Annotated in this window: 18 protein-coding genes and 1 riboswitch; of the genes, 10 read left to right on the top strand and 8 right to left on the bottom strand. The window is 71.3% G+C overall.

Annotation, left to right across the window (positions count from 1 at the left end; genetic code table 11):
- Positions 1-5 precede the first annotated feature (5 nt).
- Complete coding sequence (locus K2F47_RS36785) at positions 6-950, bottom strand: hypothetical protein (RefSeq protein ID WP_242910848.1); 945 nt, start codon at positions 948-950, stop codon at positions 6-8.
- On the bottom strand, positions 947-1,696 hold the full coding sequence (locus K2F47_RS36780) for an RNA polymerase sigma factor (RefSeq protein ID WP_242910847.1): 750 nt from the start codon (positions 1,694-1,696) through the stop codon (positions 947-949). The genes K2F47_RS36785 and K2F47_RS36780 overlap by 4 nt, the downstream gene beginning before the upstream one ends.
- Positions 1,697-2,417: 721 nt before the next feature.
- On the opposite strand from K2F47_RS36780, the gene K2F47_RS36775 reads away from it, so the two are divergent.
- Positions 2,418-4,538 (top strand): bifunctional polysaccharide deacetylase/glycosyltransferase family 2 protein, encoded by a 2,121-nt coding sequence (locus K2F47_RS36775; protein ID WP_242910846.1) that lies wholly within the window; start codon positions 2,418-2,420, stop codon positions 4,536-4,538.
- 213 nt (positions 4,539-4,751) lie between these two features.
- Entirely contained in the window at positions 4,752-5,360 is a 609-nt protein-coding gene (locus tag K2F47_RS36770; protein ID WP_242910845.1) for a TenA family protein, read from the top strand.
- Here K2F47_RS36770 and K2F47_RS36765 read toward each other — a convergent pair.
- Positions 5,353-6,441 carry an alkene reductase gene (locus tag K2F47_RS36765; protein ID WP_242910844.1) on the bottom strand — a complete coding sequence of 363 codons (1,089 nt, stop codon included), beginning with the start codon at positions 6,439-6,441 and terminating at the stop codon, positions 5,353-5,355. The genes K2F47_RS36770 and K2F47_RS36765 overlap by 8 nt on opposite strands.
- A 97-nt stretch (positions 6,442-6,538) precedes the next feature.
- Here K2F47_RS36765 and K2F47_RS36760 point away from each other — a divergent pair, with 97 nt between their 5' ends.
- From K2F47_RS36760 to K2F47_RS36750, 3 genes are all read left to right on the top strand, one after another.
- Positions 6,539-6,982 carry a MarR family winged helix-turn-helix transcriptional regulator gene (locus K2F47_RS36760; RefSeq protein ID WP_242910842.1) on the top strand — a complete coding sequence of 148 codons (444 nt, stop codon included), beginning with the start codon at positions 6,539-6,541 and terminating at the stop codon, positions 6,980-6,982.
- 277 nt (positions 6,983-7,259) lie between these two features.
- Positions 7,260-7,772 (top strand): GNAT family N-acetyltransferase, encoded by a 513-nt coding sequence (locus K2F47_RS36755; protein WP_242910840.1) that lies wholly within the window; start codon positions 7,260-7,262, stop codon positions 7,770-7,772.
- 123 nt (positions 7,773-7,895) lie between these two features.
- The gene (locus K2F47_RS36750; protein WP_242910839.1) at positions 7,896-8,444 is read left to right on the top strand and encodes a GNAT family N-acetyltransferase; all 549 of its coding nucleotides are present in this window, start codon (positions 7,896-7,898) and stop codon (positions 8,442-8,444) included.
- 1,747 nt (positions 8,445-10,191) lie between these two features.
- Here the strand turns inward: K2F47_RS36750 and K2F47_RS36745 are convergent.
- The 4 genes from K2F47_RS36745 to K2F47_RS36730 form a co-directional block, all read right to left on the bottom strand.
- Positions 10,192-10,875, bottom strand: a complete 684-nt coding sequence (locus K2F47_RS36745) for a GOLPH3/VPS74 family protein (RefSeq protein WP_242910837.1) — start codon at positions 10,873-10,875, stop codon at positions 10,192-10,194.
- A gap of 935 nt (positions 10,876-11,810) precedes the next feature.
- Positions 11,811-14,132 (bottom strand): heavy metal translocating P-type ATPase, encoded by a 2,322-nt coding sequence (locus tag K2F47_RS36740; protein WP_242910835.1) that lies wholly within the window; start codon positions 14,130-14,132, stop codon positions 11,811-11,813.
- Positions 14,133-14,162: 30 nt separating this feature from the next.
- Entirely contained in the window at positions 14,163-15,083 is a 921-nt protein-coding gene (locus K2F47_RS36735) for a DUF8832 domain-containing protein (RefSeq protein ID WP_242910833.1), read from the bottom strand.
- Between the two features lie 31 nt (positions 15,084-15,114).
- Positions 15,115-15,321 (bottom strand): heavy-metal-associated domain-containing protein, encoded by a 207-nt coding sequence (locus K2F47_RS36730; RefSeq protein WP_242910832.1) that lies wholly within the window; start codon positions 15,319-15,321, stop codon positions 15,115-15,117.
- A gap of 323 nt (positions 15,322-15,644) precedes the next feature.
- Here K2F47_RS36730 and K2F47_RS36725 point away from each other — a divergent pair, with 323 nt between their 5' ends.
- Positions 15,645-16,508, top strand: a complete 864-nt coding sequence (locus K2F47_RS36725; protein ID WP_242910831.1) for an Fpg/Nei family DNA glycosylase — start codon at positions 15,645-15,647, stop codon at positions 16,506-16,508.
- A gap of 24 nt (positions 16,509-16,532) precedes the next feature.
- Here the strand turns inward: K2F47_RS36725 and K2F47_RS36720 are convergent, their stop codons facing one another.
- A complete protein-coding gene (locus K2F47_RS36720) occupies positions 16,533-16,994 on the bottom strand; it encodes an SSI family serine proteinase inhibitor (RefSeq protein ID WP_242910830.1) in 462 nt (153 codons plus the stop codon).
- 49 nt (positions 16,995-17,043) lie between these two features.
- Here K2F47_RS36720 and K2F47_RS36715 point away from each other — a divergent pair, with 49 nt between their 5' ends.
- The 4 genes from K2F47_RS36715 (at position 17,044) to K2F47_RS36700 (ending at position 21,954) form a co-directional block, all read left to right on the top strand.
- Positions 17,044-17,376 carry a rhodanese-like domain-containing protein gene (locus K2F47_RS36715; RefSeq protein WP_242911081.1) on the top strand — a complete coding sequence of 111 codons (333 nt, stop codon included), beginning with the start codon at positions 17,044-17,046 and terminating at the stop codon, positions 17,374-17,376.
- Between the two features lie 38 nt (positions 17,377-17,414).
- Positions 17,415-17,529: riboswitch (TPP riboswitch) on the top strand.
- A complete protein-coding gene (locus tag K2F47_RS36710; RefSeq protein ID WP_242910829.1) occupies positions 17,523-18,896 on the top strand; it encodes a purine-cytosine permease family protein in 1,374 nt (457 codons plus the stop codon). It overlaps the preceding riboswitch by 7 nt.
- A 142-nt stretch (positions 18,897-19,038) precedes the next feature.
- A complete protein-coding gene (locus K2F47_RS36705) occupies positions 19,039-21,033 on the top strand; it encodes a sensor histidine kinase (RefSeq protein WP_242910828.1) in 1,995 nt (664 codons plus the stop codon).
- A gap of 375 nt (positions 21,034-21,408) precedes the next feature.
- On the top strand, positions 21,409-21,954 hold the full coding sequence (locus K2F47_RS36700) for an ATP-binding protein (RefSeq protein WP_242910827.1): 546 nt from the start codon (positions 21,409-21,411) through the stop codon (positions 21,952-21,954).
- Positions 21,955-22,351: the final 397 nt, after the last annotated feature.

The following is a 22,351-nucleotide window of genomic DNA, read 5'->3' as shown; positions in this document are numbered from 1 at the left end:
GCCGGCTAAGCGGTCGGCGCCGGCTTTTGCCCCCTGGCCCGTCCGTTCGATCCGGAACCGTGGCCATTACCGGAGCCGGGGTCGCCGTAGTCATGGCCGCCGCCGTGTCCTCCCCCGTGTCCTCCGCCGTGACCGCCGCCGTTCCCGTTCCCGTTCCCATGTCCGTGGCCGTGTCCGTGACCCCCGCCATTCCCGTTCCCGTTCCCGTTCCCGTTCCCGTTCCCGTTCCCGTTTCCGTTCCCGTGCCCGTTACCGTCGTCGGGCCCTTTGTCGGTGCCATTTCCGGGCCCTTTTCCGTGCCCATCGCCCGGGTTTTCCACTTTCGTCTTCTCGGGCCCCTCCTGCTTCTTGGGCCGGTCCTTGTCGCCATGCTTTCCCTTGCCTTTGCCCTTGTCCTCGCCCTTGGCCTTGCCGTCGTCCTCCTTGGCCTTCTTGGACGGGACGGACCCCGGCGGCTTCGGCCACAGGGACCCGCTCGGCGTCGGCGGGCGGTCGGTCTCCTCGATGGGCACCTTCGGGGAGCGGTGGGTGGGCGCGGGGGTCGGGTCCTGCCCGGGGAGGTGTCCGGTCCCGGCGGCGACGGCGACCCCGCCGGACGCGACCAGGATCGCGACGCCCACCAGGATCTTGATCAGCACGATCCGGGGCAGCATGGCCAGCCGGCGCAGGTGGGCGCCGGCGACCCGGAGCATCCCGGCCCACCAGGACGGATGAGGTGCGCAGGCCGCGACGAACGCCGCGGCCGCCGCGTCCTCGCCCGCGAGCTCGTCCGGGCGTGCGGGGCCCCCGGCCGCGGCCAGCAGTTCCCGCAACCGGGCGGCGTCGTCGGCCGCGCTGTCCTGCGGGGCTCCGGCGGCGGGGGGACGGCCGGCGGCGGCGCGCGCGGCGGTGTCGAGCAGGTGCTCGGCGGTGCTCGGATCGAGCCCTCCGGACCTGTGGTGGTCGTTCATCTCACCCCTTCAGCGCCGGGACCGCCGCTTTTGTCACCACGGTTCGCGGGGAGGGCGTCCCGCGGCGGTTCCGCTGCCTCCCGCCGTACCGTTGACGGGTCGGCGGTCTCCGGTGGGGCTGTTTCCGGTGGGGCGGTCTCAGGCGGTCCTGTTTCGGGCGGGGAGCTATCGGGCGGGGGGACAGTGGGCGGGGGGACATCGGGTACGGCTGAGGCAAGCCGTTCGGCGAGCCGTCGCAACCCACGATACGAGGCGGTGCGGACCGCCCCGGCCCGCTTCCCGAGAACCCGGCCCGCGGATTTGGCGTCCAGGCCCATCACCACGCGCAGCAGCACCGCCTCGGCCTGGTCGCGGGGCAGTTCGTTGATGAGGCGCAGCGCGTCGCCGGTCGCGATGCCGTCCAGGGCGATCGACTCGGTGTCGCCCTCCGCCGCGATCGCGACCAGCTCCTCGACGGGCAGGTCGGTCGCCGGACGGCGGGACCGGCGGCGCAGGTGGTCCAGCGCGCGGTGCCGGGTGATCGTCGCGGTCCAGCCGCGGAAACCGTCGAGGTCGCCGCGGAAGCTGGGCAGGTCGCGGGAGATCTGGAGCCACGCCTCGGACGTCACGTCCTCGGCGTCGGGGCCGACCAGCGCGCCCGCGAACCGCAGCAGCCGGGGCTGGACGTCGCGGTAGAGCAGGCGGAAGGACGCCTCGTCGCCCTTCTGCGCCGCGCGCAGCGCACGCCCGAGTTCGTCCTCCTTCACCGCATGATCCGCCCGTCGTGCCTCCGCTTTCGTCACCGGGTCATTGTGCAGGGATTTCCAGGGCGGTGTGACACAAAAGGCGCGCATGACGCTGAAGTTGTGAACGTACCAGCGCGGAGCGCAGGGGACGTTCCCCTCGCCCCGCGAAGTAATGGAACAAAATGATCAGCGACGCCTCGACGCGACGTCCCATATTGGACGATCAACCCCCGGATGACGACCGTCCGGAAGGTGGTACCCGGCCGCCCGTCCCGGTGTTCGTGGACCTGAGCGGACGGCGGCGGCGGCTCGTCCGGCGGGCCGGGATGGTCGCCGGGGCGCTGCTCCTGCTGTTCCTGAGCGCGCTCGGGGTCGGTGTCGCGACGGGCGCGGATGTGCCGCTGACCAGGTGGGATGTCCCGTCCGACCACCCGTCTGGGAAGGCGAGGAAGGCCCCGAAGCGACCCGCCGGAACGCGACACAAGATTGGAAACAGGGCGCGACAGCCGGGCCGCGTGCCCGTGTCCGTGCCTTCCCGGGTGACGAGGCCGCTGCCGTCCCCGTCCGTCCCGAAACGACCGAAACAATCGACCTCGGGCCCGACGCCGACCCCGGTCCCGTCCGTGACCGTCTCCACGGACCCCGGCGGCTCGCCCACGTCCCCGCCCACGCGGGGCCACACGAAGAAGCCGCGCTGACGGCCAGACGCCCGTGGCCGCAACGCGAACCACGGGGACACTGGGTGCTGCTCCTGCTCGGCGGGCTCGCGCTGACCGTCCTGCTGCTGCTGGACGGTTTCGCGCACGGCGCAGTCGGCGAGGCGCCGCACGAGGAGCGGCCGGGACGGGCCCCCGCCGCGATCACCGAGGGCGGCCCGGTGGTCAACCTGGTCGACGGCACGCCGCGCAGCCTGCGCATGCCGGCCAAGACGATCGCGCTCACCTTCGACGACGGCCCCGACCCCGTCTGGACGCCCCGCGTCCTGGACGTGCTGCGCAGGCACAACGCGCGGGCCACGTTCTTCACGATCGGCGCCCACATCGCGGAGCATCCCGGGCTGACCCGCCGCATCCTCCGCGAGGGCCACGAGATCGGGTCGCACACCTACACGCACCTGGACATGTCCGGTGCGCCCGCGTGGCGGAACAAGCTGGAATTGGACCTCACCCAGCGGGCACTGGCGGGCGCGGCGGGCGTCCACACGAGACTGATGCGCATGCCGTACTCGTCCGTCCCGGACGGACTGAGCGCCGTCGAGTGGCGCGCGGCGCGGCGGGCGGGCGAGGACGGCTACGTCGTCGTGCTGACCGACCGCGACACCGAGGACTGGGCGCGGCCGGGCACCGCGAAGATCGTCGGGTCGGCGCTGGCTGCGGAGCGGCGCGGCGAGGGCGCGGTCGTGATGCTGCACGACTCGGGCGGGGACCGGACCGAGACGGTCGCGGCCGTCGAGCAGATCATCGACCGGCTCGCCCCCCGCGGCTACCGGTTCACGACGCTGACGGGCGCGCTGGCGATGCCGTCCGCCGAGGTCCCGGTGTCCGCGCGGGAGAAGGCCGTCGGCTGGACGCTCGTCACCGCGCAGCGCGCCGCGTCCAGCCTGACGGGCACGCTGGCCCTGCTGTTCGGCGCGACCGGCGTCCTGTACGCGGCGCGCCTCGCGATGCTGCTGCTCTTCGCGCACATCCACACCCGCCGGGCGCGCGGCCGGTCGCGGCGCCGTCCGCGTTCCTCCGGCGCACCCGTTCCGGCCGGACTGCCGCCCGATCCGTTTCCGCCTGTTTCAGTGATCGTCCCCGCGTACAACGAGGAGGCGGGGATCGCGGCGACGGTCCGGTCGCTGGTCGACACCGACTATCCGGGCACGGTCGAGGTGATCGTGGTGGACGACGGGTCGTCGGACCGCACGTCCGAGATCGTCCAGGGCCTGGCGCTGCCGCAGGTCAGGCTGATCCGGAAGGTCAACGGCGGCAAGCCGAGCGCGCTCAACGCGGGCATCGCGGCGGCGTCGACGCAGACCCTCGTGCTGGTGGACGGCGACACGGTGTTCCAGCGCGACACCCTCCGGCACCTCGTCGCGCCGCTGGCCGATCCCGGCGTCGGCGCGGTCAGCGGCAACACCAAGGTCGCCAACCGGGGCGGGATCATCGGCCGCTGGCAGCACATCGAGTACGTGATCGGCTTCAACCTCGACCGCCGGATGTTCGACGTCCTGCGGTGCATGCCGACCGTACCGGGCGCGATCGGTGCGTTCCGGGCGTCGGTGCTCGCGCGGGTCGGCGGCGTCCCGGGCGACACCCTCGCCGAGGACACCGACCTGACCATGGCGATCTGCCGCACCGGCCTGCGCGTCGTCTACGAGGAGAAGGCGCTCGCCTGGACGGAGGCGCCGTCCTCGCTGCGCCAGCTGTGGAGGCAGCGCTACCGGTGGTGCTACGGCACGATGCAGGCGATGTGGAAACACCGCCGCTCAGTGGTCGAACGCGGCGGATCGGGACGGTTCGGCCGCCGCTGCCTCCCCTACCTGCTCGTGTTCCAGGTGCTCACGCCGCTGTTCGCGCCCGCCGTGGACCTGTTCGTCCTGTACGGGCTGGCGTTCCTCGACCCGTCCGCGCCCCTGCTGATGTGGACGGCGTTCGTCGCCGCCCAGACCGCCGCCGGCGGCTACGCGCTCTGGCTGGACGGCGAGCGCCTGCGCCCGCTGTGGTCCCTGCCACTCCAGCAGGTCGTCTACCGCCAGCTGATGTACCTCGTCGTCGTGCAGTCGGTGGTGACGGCCGTGCTGGGGGTGAAGCTGCGCTGGCACACCGTCCGGCGCACCGGGACGTTTGCCGACATTCCGGACGTCCCGGCGGCGCGTTGAAGCCGTGGGAACAATCCCGGGGAGCCGTCGGTTACATGAGACAAGCCGGTGTGCCTGGTGTCCCCGGGCCTCACCTATCGCCTTCACGGAATACCGTTCGGCTGGAGCCGTGTTGTGCCTTTCGCCGAGAGGCGACCCACACACCGGCCTACGTACGACGAGCCCCGCCGGGCTAACCCGGCGGGGCTCTCGTCGTCTGGGAGACTTTTCGGCATGAGTCTCGCGTCCCACCTGGAAGAACTCGGCCGTCCGCTCGTCGAGGAGCAACTCGGGCACCCGACCGTCGCCGGGATCGCGCGCGGGGACCTCCCCGAAGCGGTGTTCCGGTCGTGGCTGGAACAGGACTACCTCTTCCTGCACGACTACGTCCGCGTCTTCTCCCGGCTCGCCTGGCAGGCCCCCGCCGCGCACCTCGGCGACCTCGTCGACCTCGCGTACGCGACGTTCCATGACGAACTGGACCTGCACCGCTCGCTCTCCGCCGGGTTCGGCGCCGACCTGGACGGCGCGAAGAAGGGCTCCGCCTGCGCCGCGTACACCGCGTTCCTCCTGGACAGCGCCGCTTCCTACGCCGAGGGCCTCGCCGCGCTCTACCCCTGCATGTGGGGCTACTCGACGCTCGGGGCGCGGCTCGCCGAGAACCCGCCGTCGGAGCCGCGCTACCGGCGCTGGGTCGACACCTACGCCGACCCCGGGTTCGCCGAGCTGACCAGGCGCGTCGCGCAGATGATCGACGAGTCCGGCGCCGACCCCGTCCGCGCCGAGCCCCTGTTCCTGGAGGGCATGCGCCACGAGATGGCCTTCTGGGACGTCCCTACCTGATCGCGGGCACCGCCTCGTCGGGGTAGTCGACGTACCCCTCGGCGCCGCCGCCGTAGACGGTCGCCGGGTCGTGCGCGGCCAGCGGTGCGCCGGTCGCGAGCCGCGCGGGCAGGTCGGGGTTGGAGATGAACAGCCGCCCGAACGAGAAGACGTCCGCGAGACCCGCCGCGAGCACCTCCTCGCCCGCGCCGAGCGGGGTGGCCTCCGGGCCGTTGTAGTTGCCGATCAGGGTGCCCGACCAGCGCGGACGCAGATCGGCGAGCGCCTGGTACGCGCCACGCTCGATGATGTGCAGGTACGCGAGGCCGAGCGGGTCGAGCGCGTCGACAAGCGCCCGGTAGGTGCCGCGCGGGTCCCGCTCGGCGATCTCGTTCTCCGGGTTGTCGGGCGAGATCCGCAGGCCCACGCGCCCGGGGCCGACCTCGGCGGCGACGGCCTCCACCACGTCCAGCGCGAAGCGGAGCCGGTTCTCGCGCGAGCCGCCGAACCGGTCGGTGCGCAGGTTGGTGTTCTCCGCGAGGAACTGCTGGATCAGGTAGCCGTTCGCGCCGTGGATCTCCACCCCGTCGAACCCGGCCCTGATCGCGTTGCGCGCCTCTCTGGCGAACGCGCCGATCGCCCCCTCGACCTCCGCCGTCGTCATCGCGCGCGGCGTGACATGGTCGACATTGCCCGCGTTGGTGTAGATCCGCTCCGACTCGATCCGGACGGCGGACGGGGCGAGCGGCGTGGCGCCGTCCGGGAGGATGAACGGGTGCGTCATCCGTCCGACGTGCCAGAGCTGGGCGAAGATCGTCCCACCTGCTACGTGCACGGCGTCGGTGACCTGTCGCCAGCCCGCGACCTGCGCCTCGGTGACCAGCCCGGGGACGCCGGGCCCCGACTTGCCGAGGACGTCCGCCCAGATCCCCTCGCTGACGATCAGCCCGGCGCCCGCGCGCTGTGCGTAGTACCGGGCGGTCAGCGGGTTCGGGACGCCGGTGACGTCGTCCGCCCGTCCCCGGGTCATGGGGGCCATGGCGATGCGGTTGCGCAGCGAGAGGCGCGGGCCTTCGTACGGGAGAAGCAGCGGACTGGTCATCCTTCGTCTCCTTTGCATGCACCTGCATGTAATGTATGTGCATGCAGATATTCGCACCGCATGTACAGTGCTGTCAACGGAGAGCCGAGGTGGCGTGATGAGCGCAGGGGACGTCGAGATCGACGACCTTGTCTGGGGCGACGTGGTCACCCTGTACGGCAGGGTCGAGAACCGGCTGGCCAAGGCGCTGCAACGCGGCCATGGCATCGGACTGTCGGAGTTCCGCGCGCTGTGCCGGCTGGCGCACTCGGGCGACGGCGAACTGCGCATGCAGGAGCTCGCCGACCTGATCGGCCTCAACCAGAGCTCGGTCAGCCGCCTCGTCGCCCGGCTGGAGTCGGCCGGTCTGACCAGGCGCGACATGTGCCCGAAGGACCGGCGCGGCGTCTACACCGTGATCACCGAGGAGGGCCGCGCCGTCCAGGAACGGGCCGCCCCGACCTACCACCAGGCACTGGCGGACGCCCTCAACGACGCCGCGTCCGACCCGGGCCTGGGCCCGCTGGTCACAGGCCTACGCGGAATGCTGACCATAAGCTAGCCCCGCACCCGCTCACGCGGAACGGGCACCATCGGGCCAGTTCCGCACCCGTCAGGTAGCCATCGCCTACAGGACGCCTCCCAGGCGCCCTGTAGGCACCCGCGAGACGCCGCATCCTGGAGTACGGCCACGATGCCGTTGCGGATGTTATGATCTTGTAGGTCAGTAAGCCTCCTAGCCGCATAGCCGGCAGGGAGGCTTTTTCGCATTCCGGGCCCTTAGCCGCTCCACCCCTCCCGCCGCGCGGGTTAGCGGTGCCCTCCACCGAAGGAATCCCATGTCCGACCTGGCTGTCCGGCTCGCCGATGCGGATGACCGCCCCGTCCTGGAGCGCCTGTGGCTGATGTTCCAGCACGACATGTCGCAGTTTCGCGACGTGCTGCCCTTCCCGGACGGAACGTTCCGAAGCGAGCGGCTCCAGGCGGCGCTGGACGACGCCGACTGGGCCGCCTACCTGCTGACGAGCGGCGATCGGCCGGTCGGGTTCGCCGTCGTCCGGGGGCTCACCGGCCCGGGACGGGTGCTGAACTCGTTCTTCGTGGTGCGGGGAGCGCGCCGGAGCGGGCTCGGGCTGCGCGGGGTCCGCGAGGTGGTGTCCCGGCATCCGGGAGCGTGGGAGATCGCTTTCCAGGACGACAACGCGACGGCCGCGAGGTTCTGGCGCCACGTCGCGGCCACGATCGCTCCCAACACCTGGACCGAGGAGCACCGCCCAGTGCCGAACCGTCCCGACCTACCACCGGACACATGGATCTCGTTCAACGTGATGGACGGTCCGCCCAAGCGATAGCAACACGCCCTCGCCCCAGAACCCCAACCACCACACCCCACCGCGCCCTAAATCCTTTGGCGCGACCAGGCCAACTGCCCACACAATGACGGCCGATGACGCCGCTCGTCGGAGGGCTTACTGATGAAGGTGTTCCTGGAGACGGACCGCCTGCTGCTGCGGCGGTTCACCGAGGCGGACGTGGACGACCTGGTCATTCTGGACGGCGATCCTGAGGTGATGCGCTTCCTCACCGGCGAGCCGACCCCGCGCGACGAGATCGAGAACGACGTCCTGCCAAGGATCCTGTGCGACTACGCCCGGGGACCGGCCGGACGCTGGGCCGCGCACGAGCGATCAACGGGCGAGTTCGTGGGTTGGCTCGCCCTCCAGCCACCGGACGACGGCGACCCGACCGAAGTGGAACTGGGCTACCGGCTCAAGTCCTCGGTCTGGGGCCGGGGGTACGCGACCGAGGGCGCCCGGGCACTGATCCGGAAGGGGTTCGCCGACCTCGGCGTGCGCCGGGTGTGGGCCCAGACCATGGCGGTCAACACCGCTTCGCGCCGCGTGATGGAGAAGGCGGGCCTGCGCTACGTCCGGACCTTTTATCCACAGTTCGACGACCCCCTTCCCGGCACCGAGCACGGTGAGGTCGAATACGACCTAGAGCGCCCCGCACACCAGCGCTGATCACGAAAGGAGCCCGCGCCCAGGCGCACGAGCCGCCGCGCGAACCGTCCCAGCACAGGCGCGCGAGGTGCCGGACGAACCCACCTGGCGCGGGTCGGCGAGCCGCCGCGCGAACCCGCCCGGCTCAGGTGGGCGAGCTGCCGGCCGAACTCACCCGGGCGAGGTGCGCGAGGCGCCGCGTGAACCGACCTGGTACAGGGGGCGAGACGCCGGTGCGAGCCACCCTGGTTCAGGTGCGCTAGGCGCCGGGCAAACTTTGCTGGCTCAGCCGAGCGAACCGTCCTGGCTCAGGTCGGCGAGCCGCTGCGCGAGCCGTCCCGGCGCAAGGGCGAGACGCCGCACGAACCGTCCTGGCTCAGGTGCGCGCAGCGCCGGGCAAACCCACCCGGCTCAGGCGGACGAGCTGCCCGGGCGAACCCAGCCGGTTCAAGGGGTGAGCCGGGGTGAGCCGTCCTGCCTCAGGTGGACGAGGTGTCGGGAGAACCATCCTGGCTCAGGCGCGCGAGCCGCCGCGCGAACACCCTGGCTCAGGCGCGCGAGGCACCGGGCAAACCCTTCTGGCTCAGGCGGGCGTACCCTCCTGGTTCCGGTGGGTGAACCGCCGAGCGAACCGTCCTGGCTCCGGCGAGCGAGGCGCCACGCGAACCCACCCGGCTCAGGTGGACGAGCTACCAGGGCGAACCCACCCGGTTCGGGTGCACGAGCCGCCGCGCGAACCCACCTGGTCCAAAGGGCGAGCCGCCAAGGCGAACGTCCCGGCACAGGCGCGCGAGGCGCCGGGCGAACCCACCTGGCTCGGGTCCGCGAGCTGCCGCGCGAACCATCCTGGTTCAGGTGGGCGAGCCGCCGCGCGAACCGATCCGGTTCTAGCGTGCGAGCTGCTGCGGGAACCCACCTGATTCAGGTGCGCGTGGCGCCGGGACGAGTTATCTCGGCTCAGGCACGCGAGGTGTCAGGCCAACCCACCTGGCTCGGGTCGGCGAGCTGCCGCGCGAACCCACCCGGCTCAGGTGGGCGAGCTGCCGGGCAAACTCACCCGGTCGAGGTCGCGATGCGCCGCGGACCCAGCCGGTTCAAGGGGTGAGCCGCCGGGGCGAGCCGTCCTGCCTCAGGTGGACGAGGTGTCGGGAGAACCATCCTGGCTCAGGCGCGCGAGCCGCCGCGCGAACACCCTGGCTCAGGCGCGCGAGGCACCGGGCAAACCCACCTGGCTCGGGTCCGCGAGCTGCCGCGCGAACCCATCCGGTTGAAACGTGCGAGCTGCTGCGGGAACCCACCTGATTCAGGTGCGCGTGGCGCCGGGACGAGTTACCTCGGCTCAGGCACGCGAGGCGCCGGGCAATCTGCTGGCTCGGGCGGGGGCACCGTCCTGGCTCAGGCGGGCGAGCCGCCGCGCAAACTCTGCTGCCTCAAGCAGGCGGGCCGTCTTGGATAGGAGGGCGAGCCGCCGCGCGAACCGTCCTGGTTCGGATGCGCGTGGCGCCGGGCAAACCCACCTGGTTTGGGACGGCGGGCTGCCGCGAGCCGTCCCGGCACAGGCGCGCGAGGCACCGGGCGAACCCTGCTGGCTCAGGCGGGCGAACCGTCCTGGCTCAGGTCGGCGAGCCGCCGCGCGAGCCGTCCCGGCTCAGGGGCGAGCTGCCGGGGCGAACCGTGCTGGCGCAGGTGCGCCGGGCGAACCCTGCTGGCTCAGGTGGGTGAGCCGTCGTGGCTCGGGTGGGCTTGGCGGCGGGTGAAGCTTTCTGGGTCAGGTGGGTGGGGCGCCGGGTGGGGCGTCCTGGGCCGGGATCGGTACGGACACGGCCGCCTGCTTGCGGGCGATCGCCCTGGCGACGGCGGGGCCCGCCCAGCCTCCGGCTGTGACGGCGGCGATGCGGCCGTCCAGGTCGGGGATGGCGGAGAACAGGATGCGGGCGAGGTCGCAGGCGTGCGCGATCTCCAGCAGCGTCGCCGTCCGGGGGTTGGGGGCGAGGCCGTCGACCGGCGCGCTCGCCAGGGCCGCGTCGAGGCGGGCCACGATCTCGCGCCTCGGCACGGGGTTCAGTTCGGGGTGGCTGCTGGAGCGCAGGACGCCGAGGATTCGCTGCTCCTCCTCGGCGAGGATGCCCTGGCCGATCAGGCCGTTGCGCAGCCTGAGCAGCAGCGCCGCACCGCTCAACCCGGCGACCCACCGGTCGGTCACGACGCCCGGCGACTCGACGATCCGCGCGAGCGCCTCGTCCAGCTCGGGGTCACGCGCGGGCGCCCGGCCGGTCCTGGCGCCGGGCGAGCACGGCCGGACCCGTCCACCCTCCAGGCAGGCGCGCCCGGACAGGACGAGTTCCGCGAGGATCGCGCCGGACAACGCGAGGTCGAGCTTCGCGGCGCCGATGACGGGCCGTCCGCCGGCCGGATGAATGGCCAGCAGGAGAAGCTCGTCGGCGATCCTCATCGTGCCCCTGCTCCCTTCGCCTTCACCCCGTTATGGGACGGCGCGAGTTCCTACCAGGTTGCCAGGAACACCCGGAAAACGTTAGCGCCCGCCCCCCACAAGGGACCGCGCGCTTTGCGAGGTTCGACAGACGACTTTCCCCGCCCAAGGTCAAAGACCCTTCGGCACGCGTTGCCAGCAAGACCCGGCACGCACTGCCAGTCCCCCATCACCCGCCCGCAAAGAATCTCACCCCCCGATCTCCGGCATGGACGAGCCCCCACATCGAGAACTAGCGCTCGGCTCTGGACCAAGGACCGCAGCGGCCCCGCCTTGCTCTAGTCGGTCCGCGACCTGCACGACTACGAGGCGGCCAGCGGCGACTTCCAGGCCGTCGTGGACCTGGCGAAGGACGGAATTCCTGCCCGGCGAGCGGATCCTGTTCGTGGGCAACGGCTCCGTCGACGCCTATGTGTACTTTTCCACACTGGCGGGCCGGGGGCCTCGCGAGCGCGCGCCGGGTTCAGCGACCCGGCACATATGGTCAGGCGGGTTTCCGGTCTGCGAGGGCGGGCTGGCACGGCGCGCGGGGTGGGATGGGTGGGGTGGGGCAGTCGGGGGTGTGGGCCGAAGCGCTTCTGGGGGGCGCGAGGTTGGGGGCGGGGGCGGGGTGGGCGGCTAGGCGCGTTTTGGTTTCGCGCGCGGGGATGGGATGGGATGGGTTGAGGGCGGCCGGTCGGGGCTCGCGGGTTTCGGGGTGGATGTGCTTGGGGGGCCGGGGTCGCCGAGTTGGGGCGGGGCGCGGGGCGCGTTTTGGTTTCTCGCGCGGGGCGATGGCCTCCCTGGGGCCCGACTCCGGCTTTGGTTCGCGCGGGGTGGGGTGGGTCGGGAGGTAGGCGGTCGAGGTGTGGGGGTGGGCGGCGAGCGCGGTGGGGGTCGCGCTCGCCGCCCTCTGGTTAGTGGGTTGCCGGGGTTTGTTTGCGGAGGGTGTTGGTGGGTGGTGTTGGGGTGTGGGGAGCGGTGTCCGCCAGGGCCTTGAAGCTGCGTAGGCGGAGGCTGTTGCTGACCACGAAGACCGAGGAGAACGCCATCGCGCCGCCTGCGATCATGGGGTTGAGCAGGCCGGACGCTGCCAGGGGCAGGGCGGCGACGTTGTAGGCGAACGCCCAGAACAGGTTGCCCTTGATCGTGCGGAGCGTGCGGCGAGACAGGCGGATCGCGTCGGCGGCGGCTCGTAGGTCGCCTCGGACCAGGGTCAGGTCGGACGCCTCGATCGCCACGTCGGTGCCGGTGCCCATCGCCAGGCCCAGGTCGGCCTGGGCGAGCGCGGCGGCGTCGTTGACGCCGTCGCCGACCATCGCGACCGTCTGGCCTTCGGACTGGAGGCGCTTGACGACGTCGACCTTGTCCTGCGGGAGGACGTCGGCGATGACCTCGTCGATGCCTACCGTGTCCGCGACCGTCCGGGCGACCGTGGCGTTGTCGCCGGTCAGCAGGACAGGGCGCAGCCCCAGCGAGCGCAGCCGCTCGATCGCCTCGGCCGAGGTCGGCTTGACCTGGTCGGCGACGGTGATCACCGCGCGGGCCTCGCCGTCCCAGCCGACCGCGACGGCGGTTCGGCCCAGGGATTGGGCCGATTCCATTGCCGTCACGAGGGAGGGGGGTAGGTCCTGCGACCACTCGGTCAGTAGTTGTGGGCGGCCTACCAGGACGGCGTGGCCGTCCACGATGCCCTGGACGCCCAGGCCCTCGACGTTCGCGAAGTCCTCCACGGTGCCGAGCGTTCCGGCGCGGTCGCGGGCGCCCTTCGCGATGGCCTGCGCGATCGGGTGCTCGGACGCGTCCTCCAGCGCGCCCGCCAGCCGCAGGACGTCGGTCTCGGTCACGCCGTCGGCGGTGATCACCTCGACCAGCGCCATCTTGCCGGTGGTGACGGTGCCGGTCTTGTCGAGGACGACCGTGTCGATCTCCTGGGTCGACTCCAGCACTTCGGGGCCCTTGATCAGGATGCCGAGCTGCGCGCCGCGTCCGGTCCCGACCATGAGGGCGGTCGGGGTGGCGAGGCCGAGCGCGCACGGGCACGCGATGATCAGGACGGCGACGGCGGCGGTGAAGGCGCCGGCGAGGCCGTTGCCGGTGCCGAGCCAGAAGCCGAGGGTGGCGACGGCGAGCGCGATGACGACCGGGACGAAGATCCCCGAGATCCGGTCGGCGAGCCGCTGGACCTGGGCCTTTCCGGTCTGCGCGTCCTCCACCAGCCGCGCCATCTGGGCGAGCTGGGTGTCGGAGCCGACGCGGGTCGCCCGCACCAGGAGGCGTCCGCCGGCGTTCACGGTGGCGCCCGCGACGGTGTCGCCCGGCCCGACCTCCACCGGGACGGACTCGCCGGTCAGCAGCGACGCGTCCACGGCGGACGAGCCCTCCTCGACCGTCCCGTCGGTGGCGATCTTCTCGCCGGGACGGACGACGAACACGTCGCCCACGGCGAGCCGCTCGATCGGGATCCGCTCCTCGCGCCCCTCGCGGACGACCGACACCTCCTTGGCGCCGAGTTCCAGCAGGGCCCTCAGCGCGGCGCCCGCGCGGCGCTTGGAGCGGGCCTCGAAGTAGCGGCCGGCCAGGATGAACGCGATGACGCCGGACGCGGCCTCCAGGTAGATGTTCATCGACCCGTCCGAGCGGGTCATGGAGAACTCGAAGCCGTGCCGCATGCCGGGCTCGCCCGCCATCCCGAAGAACAGCGCCCACAGCGACCAGCCGTACGCGGCGAGCGTGCCGACGGACACGAGCGTGTCCATGGTCGCGGCGCCGTGCCGGAGGTTGGTGAACGCGGCCTTGTGGAACGGCCAGCCCGCGTAGACGACGACGGGCGAGGCCAGCGTCAGCGAGAACCACTGCCAGTTGTCGAACTGGAGGGCCGGGATCATCGCCAGCGCGATCACCGGCGCCGACAGCACGATCGCCGTGATCAGCCGTTCCCGGAGCGCGCGCAACCCGTCGGGTGGCTCCTCCTCCGTGGGGCCCTCGGCGGGCTTCGGCGGCGGGGGCAGCTCGGCGGTGTAGCCGGCCTTCTCGACCGTGGCGATCAGGTCCTGCTCGGATACCCCCGCGGGGAACTCGACCCGGGCCTTCTCGGTGGCGTAGTTGACCGAGGCGGTCACGCCTTCGATCTTGTTGAGGCGCTTCTCGACGCGGGCGGCGCACGACGCGCACGTCATCCCGCCGATCGCCAGCTCGATCCGCCCGGATTCCGCGTCTGGTACGGCGCCGGTCGTCATCGCTCCTCCTTCTCCTCGATCGTTCGGACGTCAGTGCGTGTGGCTGTGGCCCTCTTCGGGCGCCTGCCGCGCGGGTGCCCCCGACGTGCCGGCCTGCACGGTGAACTCGGCCGTGCGGACCTTGCCCTCATGCTGGAAGTCCAGGTAGAGGCGGTACGCGCCCGCGCTCGGGGCCTCGGCGTAGAACGTGATGTCGGGGCCCGGCCTGGTCTTGCCGTCGCCCGGTTCGCCGTCCGGGTGGACGTGGAGGTAGGCGAGGTCGCCCTGGCGCAGCGCGACCAGGTGCCCGTACGCCTCCAGATACTCCTCCAGGTCGGTGACCGGTTCACCGTTCTTCCGGACGGACAGCGTCAGCTTGCTGCTCCTGCCCGGAACCAGGTTCCCGGCCAGCGTGACCTCGTAGCCGTCCACGACCTTGGAGACCGGTTCGGGCTTCGGCAGCGGCGTGTACTCGTCCTGGCCGCCGGCGAAGATGTCGGCGCCCAGGGTGAGCTGCTCCTTCGCGCCCTCCGGCTGGACGTCGGTGAAGAACCGGTACGTCCCCGCCTTGGGGAGCACGATGGCGATCGCCCAGACCCCGCCGCCGACCTCCGTCGGGTGCAGGTGCTGGAAGCCGGACAGGTCGCGGCGCGCGATGATCAGGTGCAGCCGCTTGCCGTGCAGCGGCTTGAACCCGGTGACCGGCCTGCCGTCGGGCCCGTTGATCGTGAACCGGAAGTCGGTCAGCTCGCCGGGGTTGAACGTCGTCCGCCGCGGGACGAGGGTGTAGCCGTTCTGGGAGATCTGGAGGCCGCCGGGTACCCGCGTACCGGTCTCGCCGCCGCCGTGCCCGCCGTGTCCCGTGTCCGCCTTGGCGCCCACCGGGCCGGCGAGCTTGCCGATCCCGGTGGTGCCGCCGAAGACGACCGCCAGGCCCAGTGCGTAGATGCCCAGCTTGGTCGGTGTGTTCATTGTTTCGCTCCGTCCCCCCGTTTGCTCGCGCTCAGCGCTTGAGTTCGTAACCCGCCTCTTCGACGGCGCCCTCGATCAGGGCGTCGTCCAGAGGACCGTCGCTGGTGACGGTCACCCTGCCGGTCTCCAGGTCCACGTCGACGCCGGTGACGCCGGTGAGCCGCTCGACCTCCTCGGTGACCGAGTTCACGCAGTGGCCGCAGGTCATCCCGGCGACGGTGTAGGTGGCGGTGCTCATCTCGCGTCCTCTCCTTTTACCCCAGGGGGGTATCTCGTGGGCCTCATGCTGCCATAACCGGACACCCAGCACAACCCGTACCCCCTAGGGGTTATTTCGAGATCCAGGTCACAGCCCGTGTGGACCTACCGGCGGGTCGTGACCCGGAAGTTATCCACACCCTGTGCGCCGGACGTCCCGGTACCCCCTCCGCCGGTTTGTTGATATTCGTCAAGGTATGACGGCCGGAAACTGCTCGCGGGCGGGCGAATCCGGAGTTGTGCACAGGGTTTTCCACAGGCTTCCACAGCCCTGTGGACGGTTTCTTCGCCGATACTGGGGTCATGCCTGAGTTGCCTGAGGTGGAGGCGCTGGCCGGTTTCCTCCGGGAGCGGGCGGTCGGCCACGCCGTCGCCCGCGTCGATGTTCTCGCCATCTCCGCGCTGAAGACCTACGACCCGCCGGTGACCGCGCTGGGCGGCCTGACCATCACCGGCGTCGCCCGGCACGGCAAGTTCCTCGACCTCGACGTGGACGGCGTGCACCTGGTCATCCACCTGGCCCGTGCGGGCTGGCTGCGTTGGCGGGACGAGTTCCCGGCGCGTCCCGTCCGGCCGGGGGGCAAGAACCCGCTGGCCCTGCGCGTGCACCTCGACGACGGCTCCGGCTTCGACCTCACGGAGGCGGGCACCAAGAAGGGGCTCGCCGTGTACGCCGTCCGCGACCCGTCGCAGGTGCCGGGCGTCGCCTCGCTCGGGCCCGATCCGCTCAACGACGCGTTCACCACCGAGGCGCTCGCCGGGATCCTCGCGGGCAGGCGCACCCAGATCAAGGGCCTGCTGCGCGACCAGAAGATCATCGCCGGGATCGGCAACGCCTACTCCGACGAGGTCCTGCACGTCGCGCGGATGTCGCCGTTCAAGATGGCGTCCGCGCTCACCGAGGACGACGTCGCGACCCTGCACGAGGCGATCGTCACGACCCTGCGGGACGCCGTCGAGCGCTCGCGCGGCCTCGAGGCGCAGGACCTCAAGGGCGAGAAGAAGACCGGCCTGCGCGTGCACGGCCGCACCGGTCAGGAATGCCCGGTGTGCGGCGACACGATCCGCGAGGTGTCGTTCGCCGACTCGTCCCTCCAGTACTGCCCCACCTGCCAGACCGGCGGCAAGCCGCTGGCGGACAGGCGGATGTCCCGCCTGCTCAAGTAGCCCGCCAGGCCGGGCCCCTCAGGGTCAGCGCACCTTCGGGACGTCGCCGAAGAGGGCGCCGACCGTCGTCCAGCGGTGGAGCTGGCAGCCGTCCTTGCGGGTGAACTTCGTGTCGATCTTCTGGCCCTGCCAGGTGCCCCTGACCGTGGCGATCTCCGGACCGCCGTAGATCTGGGTGCACATCTGGCCCTTGGGCACGGGCTTGAACGGCTGTTTGGCCTTGGTCAGCTCGGCGCACGCGGCGCCGGCCTTCGGATGGTCGCCGCCGGGCGGCGCGCAGTTGAGGGTCCAGGTCTTGGCGGGGGCCTCGGCCGAGGCCCTGACCTGGATCGTGAGGTGGTCCGCCGGAGCAGTCGAGGGCTGGACGGACGTCGCGCCCGAGGGCTGGTCGGCGGGCTTGCCGGAGGACTGTTCGTCGCCGCAGGCCGCCAGTGAGAGGATCATGGCGAGGCCGGGCGTCGTCACTAGGAGCGTCCGATACCGCATAGGTGATTCGACGCGACGGGGCCTCGCGCGGTTCCATGGGGGTGTGATGATTTTCGGGGACGACGTGCCGGCGGTCGACGCCGCTGACGTTCCGCAGGACGGCTACCTGCTGGACGTGCGGGAACAGGACGAGTGGGACGCGGGCCACGCGCCCGCCGCCGTCCACATCCCCATGGGCCAGCTCAGCGATCGGGCCTCGGAGGTCCCCCGCGACCAGGAGGTCTTCGTGGTGTGCCGGTCCGGGGCGCGGTCGGCGCAGGTGACGGTCGCGCTCAACCAGGCGGGTTGGCTGGCGCGGAACGTGGACGGCGGCATGAAGCGCTGGGCCGAGGCGGGGCGTCCGATGGAGAACGGCGGTGACGGGCCGCCGTACGTCGCCTGACCCCCCACGATGCGTTTGGGCGCTGTACGATCGGTTTGACCGATATCCGCGGGAGCTCGGGCCAGGCCGGGCTGAGAGGGCGACGACGAGGTGTCGCCGACCGCATGAACCTGTCCGGGTAATGCCGGCGTAGGGAGCGTGCCCGCATGACGTCCGCCCTTGACGCGCGTTCCGGGGACGACCGTCCCCGCGGCGAGGCCCCTCGCGAGCTCTCCAGGAACGAAGTCCCCTACACGCTCGATGAACCCGCGCCGAAGGTGCTCGGGTTCTGGGACCAGAGCGCCTTCTGGGCCAACCTCGGGGTCAGCCTCTTCGCGTTCTCCGGCGCCTACACCGTGCTCGCGCCGGACGCGGACGGGAAGCCGACGCTGTCGATCGTCGCGGGCATCGTCGCGATGGCGGTCGGGACGGTGCTCGGCGGGCTGATGCTCGGCCTCGCCGCCGCGCCGGGCGCGCGGACCGGCCAGCCGGCGATGGTGCTGCTGCGCGGGCTTTTCGGCGCGCGCCTCTCGTATGTTCCGACCGTCCTGAACATCGCCCAGCTCGTCGGCTGGGGGACGTTCGAGCTGATCGTCATCGCCGACGCGGCGCGCGCGCTCTGGGACGGCGTCCCCCGCTGGTCCTACGTGATCGCCGCCGGAGTGATCACCACCGTCCTGACGATCTGGCCGCTCGGATCGGTGCGGATGCTGCGCCGGTACGTGACCGCGGCCGTGATGATCGCGCTGGTGTACTTCTACGTCCAGCTCGTCCGCGAACCGCTGCCCGACCTGACGGAAGGCTCGTGGGGCGGGTTCTGGATCGGCGCGGACGCGGCGCTGGCCGTCTCCATCTCCTGGGTCCCGGTCGCGGCCGACTACACGCGGCACGCCCGGAGCGCGCGCGGGGCGTTCGGCGCCGCGTCCGTCGGCTACTCCGCCACGCAGATCATCGCCTACATCCTCGGGCTGCTGGCGCTGGCGCTGGTCGCGGGCGATTCCGCGAAGGTGTTCGACCCGTTCCTGAACGTGTCGCTCGGCGTGCTGTTCTTCGCGGTGTTCGTGCTGCGCGAGGCCGACCAGTCGTTCGCGAACGTGTACTCGACGGCGGTGTCGATCCAGAACCTCGTCCCGCGCGCGGACCGGCGGGTGCTGTCGGTCGCGCTCGGCGCGGGCATCACCGTCCTCGCGCTGGTGCTGGACATCGGCGACTATTCGAGCTTCCTGTCGCTGATCGGCTCGGTGTTCGTGCCGCTGCTCGGCGTGCTCGCCGCCGACTTCTTCCTCGGCCGTGGCAAGTCCTGGGACCTGTCGCAGGCCGCGCCGTCGCGCTGGGGCATGATCGCGGCCTGGGTCGCCGGGGTCGTCGCCTACCAGTTGATCAACCCGGGCACGGTGAGTCACTGGGCCGGCTTCTGGACGGACGTCCGCGACGCCCTGAACTTCACGCCGCAAACGTGGATGAGCGCCTCGATGCTGTCGTTCCTGGTCGCCGCGACCGCCACACTACTGATCGGTAGGGTGGGGCGGACCGGACGTTGACGGGCACGCCACGCCAGGTCCCCCGTCGGCGGATTTCGGTGCAGGTAGGCCCCTGAAGTGGCGTTCCTCCGTCCGATCCTGGCTGGCTGTGGGAACTTTTCGGCACTGGTTGACAGGCGCCGGACCCGGGGGCGGTGGCACGATGACAGGCGTGCATCACCACGTCCACGATCCGATCGCGCGCGCCGTCATCGAGAGCGCCGCCGACGCGATCGTGGCCGTCGACCAGCGGCACCGCGTCACGGTGTGGAATCCGGCGGCGGAGCGGATGTTCGGCTGGAGCGCCCAGGAGATGGTCGGGCGGGTCCCGCCGATCGTCCCGGACGAGCTGAAGGCCGAGCACAACGCCGTCCAGGAGCGGCTGCTCACCCGGCGTCCGGGGGAGGGCGAGACCGGGCAGATCTCGATCGCGACCCGGCGCTTCCACCAGGACGGCCGGCTCATCGACGTCCGCATCGACACGAGCCTGCTGAAGGACCCGACCGGCGCGCCGCTCGGCTGGGTGGGCGTGTACCACCCGGTGGAGGACGACGAGATCGTCCAGCACCACATGGCGGAGCGGGCGCGGCTCGTCCGGCGGCTGAACGACATCGTCGCCGACCTGAACGCCGAACTCGACCTCGCGGTCGTGCTCGACCGGATCACCACCGCGCTCATCGAGCTCACCGGCGCCGACGCGGGCGGTTTCGTGCGCATCGAGGGCGACCGGCTGCGGCTGGTCAGCATGACCGGGCTGCCCGAGCACATGCGCGGCACGACCGCCGACCTGCGCTCCAGCCTGGTCGGCGAGCTGCTGCGCTCGGGCAAGACGGTGAAGCTCGCGACCGGTGAGCGGCGGCTCGGCGACCTGATCTGGTCCGAGCTGCCCGGACTTCACACGATCGCGCTCGGCCTGTCCTACTTGCAGAACAAGCCCTATGGAGCGCTGTACGCGCTGTTCTCCGGCCGCAAGGTCGGCCACATGGAGCTTGAGCTGCTGGAACTGCTCGCCGGGCACGCGGGCGTCGCGGTCGGCAACGCCGTCGCGTACGCGGAGGTGGTGCGGCAGCGGGCGCACGAGCGCGCGGTCATCGACTCCAGCGCGGACGGCATCGCCGTGCTCGACCACGACCTCGTCGTCCGGCAGTGGAACCCCGCCGCGCACACGCTGACGGGCATCCCGCCGGAGGACGCGCTCGGCCGTCCGCTGCCGTTCGACATGCCCGCGCTGGGCGAGATGCTGACGTTCCGGCTGGAGTCGGGAATCTGGCTGAACGTCCTGGCCGCGGAGATCGAGGAGACCGGCGAGCTCGTCCTGGACTTCCGGGACGTCTCGGAGGCCAAGGCGCTCGAAGAGGCCAAGGACCTGTTCCTCGCCACGACCAGCCACGAGCTGCGCACCCCGATCACGGTCGTGCAGGGCTTCGCGTCCACGCTGGTCAACCGGTGGGACAAGCTCGCCGACGCCGACCGCCGCGCCGCCGTCGCCACGATCGCCGAGCGCGCCCAGTCGCTCGGCCGGCTCGTCGAGCACCTGCTGCTCGGCTCCCGGGCGGGCGCCGACGAGCTGCCCGTGACGATCGAGACGTTCGACCTGCGCCGCGTCCTGGAGGGCGTGGTGGCGGGCTTCCGGTCGCTGTCGCCGCTGCACCAGGTCGAGCTGGAGGTCGCGGCCGACCTGCCGTTCGCGCGGGGCGACGCGATGGCGACCGACATCGTCCTCGGGCAGCTGCTGGAGAACGCGTTCAAGTACTCCCCCGACGGCGGAACGGTCCGCGTCGCGGCGCGCGCCGAGGGCCCCGAGCTGGTGGTCACGGTGGTGGACGAGGGCGTCGGCATCGCCCCGGGCGACCACGAGCGGATCTTCGAGCGCTTCGTCCAGGGCGAGGCCGGGGACCGGCGGCGGTTCGGCGGCATCGGGCTCGGCCTCTACATCGTCAAACGGCTGACCGAGGCGCAGGGCGGAACGATCTCCGCCCATGCCGCCGAGGCAAACCGTGATGCATTTCACACGATGTCTCACAAGGTAGGACATCGTGTGACGACCATCTCAACGCCGGGTGAACCGGGACCCCGGCCGGGTGCCGTGACCACCTCTGATCCGGCATCGCAGACCAAGGGGACATGCATGCGTCTCGTCCTTCGGAGGGCGGGATGATGGTTACTTACCGTGACGATAGGAGGTCCGGTGCGAGTCGGTGAGAACGCTGTGACCGGCGCATTCCGCGTTCCTGACAGGTGGCAGGCTGGCCTCCTGCGGAAAAGTTCGGTGACGACAGGGTGTGACGGACGAAACGCGCGCGCGAGGAGTAATCCGCCGTTGGCTGGATAGATCCATTGTTGGTCGCCGTTGGTGACGAGATTCCGTTCCGACGCCGCAGACAGGGGTGATCACCGTGACCGGACGGCCGGTGACTCGTTGTGCGGGTGGCGAAGTTTCTCGCCCGGGTTTCCGGTCCGGACCAACAGGGCATTTCGGTCCTACTGAACAGGCGGCGGCGGATCTCGTCCGAGCAAGCGAATCCACGGGGAGGTGAGGGCGTCGAGCGTCGTACTGCTACCACACGCACCGTCCAGCGTCGCGGTCGCGCGCAAGCGCCTCAGCTCGGAGCTGGCCGCCTCGGGCGTCTACGAGTCCATCGTGGACGACGCCAGCGTGATCGTCAGCGAACTCATCAGCAACGCGCTCCGGCACGCGCGCCCGCTCCCGTCCGGTCAGGTCAAGGTCGTCTGGCTGCGCCGCGGTGACCTGCTCGAACTCGAGGTCAGCGATGGCGGCGCCATGACCGAACCCCGCCGCGGACCCGGCACGCTCTCCTCCCTCGGAGGCCGCGGCCTCGGCATCGTCGAGGCGCTCTCCGAAGGCTGGGGCGTCCGCCACGAAGAGGGCGCGACCACGGTGTGGGCCGTCCTGCGCGCCCCCCGCACCAGCAGCGCCAACGGCTCGGCCACCCCCACCGGCGCCCACGCCGGCGTCCCCGAACAGACCAACCTCCCGGACGCCGGCGACGAACCGGACAGCCACCTTTTCACCCGATCCAGGTATGGAGCGGCCTCAAGTAGGGCATACCCCGGCTAGAGAGACCAACGCCTCACCTTGTATGGTCCTCTTCAAGCTCGGGCGCTGTCGTGCCCCCGTCGACACCGCCCGAGCTCTATTTTTTGTGTTTTTCTTGGCGTCGGTCGCTGGCGCTCCCTCCTTCGGCGAAAACCACGGCGATCGCTGGCATCGCTTCGAACTCGCCTGGCGGCTCGCTGCGCGATCAGATTCTTGCTTCGCTCGAATCTGCCTTCGGACGCGATCGCAACGTCCCGGTCGCTGCAACCTGGGGTTACTACTCAACCCGCGCCTTCCGCGCGTGGGTGTGTTGGTTGGCGCCGCCGGTTTCCGTTGTCGCTCCCCTCTCGCTCGCTGCGGGCTGGGGTTACCGCCTCGTCCCGGGCTGAATCGCTCGTGCGGGCGAGGCGGGCTTGCC

Origin of the sequence: Actinomadura terrae (assembly GCF_022751215.1) — a bacterium.
In the GTDB taxonomy this organism is placed as follows: Bacteria; Actinomycetota; Actinomycetes; order Streptosporangiales; family Streptosporangiaceae; genus Spirillospora; species Spirillospora terrae.
The sequence above is the reverse complement of the archived record's forward strand: the minus strand, read 5'-3'. Positions and strand labels throughout refer to the sequence as shown.

Excerpts from the sequence above, each read along its gene's own strand:
- K2F47_RS36785 (WP_242910848.1), bottom strand. The coding sequence starts at position 950 with ATGAACGACCACCACAGGTCCGGAGGGCTCGATCCGAGCACCGCCGAG.
- K2F47_RS36705 (WP_242910828.1), top strand. The coding sequence starts at position 19,039 with ATGACAGGCGTGCATCACCACGTCCACGATCCGATCGCGCGCGCCGTC.
- K2F47_RS36710 (WP_242910829.1), top strand. The coding sequence starts at position 17,523 with ATGACGTCCGCCCTTGACGCGCGTTCCGGGGACGACCGTCCCCGCGGC.
- K2F47_RS36745 (WP_242910837.1), bottom strand. The coding sequence starts at position 10,875 with ATGAGGATCGCCGACGAGCTTCTCCTGCTGGCCATTCATCCGGCCGGC.
- K2F47_RS36765 (WP_242910844.1), bottom strand. The coding sequence starts at position 6,441 with ATGACCAGTCCGCTGCTTCTCCCGTACGAAGGCCCGCGCCTCTCGCTG.
- K2F47_RS36740 (WP_242910835.1), bottom strand. The coding sequence starts at position 14,132 with ATGACGACCGGCGCCGTACCAGACGCGGAATCCGGGCGGATCGAGCTG.
- K2F47_RS36760 (WP_242910842.1), top strand. The coding sequence starts at position 6,539 with ATGAGCGCAGGGGACGTCGAGATCGACGACCTTGTCTGGGGCGACGTG.
- K2F47_RS36730 (WP_242910832.1), bottom strand. The coding sequence starts at position 15,321 with ATGAGCACCGCCACCTACACCGTCGCCGGGATGACCTGCGGCCACTGC.
- K2F47_RS36750 (WP_242910839.1), top strand. The coding sequence starts at position 7,896 with ATGAAGGTGTTCCTGGAGACGGACCGCCTGCTGCTGCGGCGGTTCACC.
- K2F47_RS36725 (WP_242910831.1), top strand. The coding sequence starts at position 15,645 with ATGCCTGAGTTGCCTGAGGTGGAGGCGCTGGCCGGTTTCCTCCGGGAG.
- K2F47_RS36735 (WP_242910833.1), bottom strand. The coding sequence starts at position 15,083 with ATGAACACACCGACCAAGCTGGGCATCTACGCACTGGGCCTGGCGGTC.
- K2F47_RS36755 (WP_242910840.1), top strand. The coding sequence starts at position 7,260 with ATGTCCGACCTGGCTGTCCGGCTCGCCGATGCGGATGACCGCCCCGTC.
- K2F47_RS36720 (WP_242910830.1), bottom strand. The coding sequence starts at position 16,994 with ATGCGGTATCGGACGCTCCTAGTGACGACGCCCGGCCTCGCCATGATC.
- K2F47_RS36770 (WP_242910845.1), top strand. The coding sequence starts at position 4,752 with ATGAGTCTCGCGTCCCACCTGGAAGAACTCGGCCGTCCGCTCGTCGAG.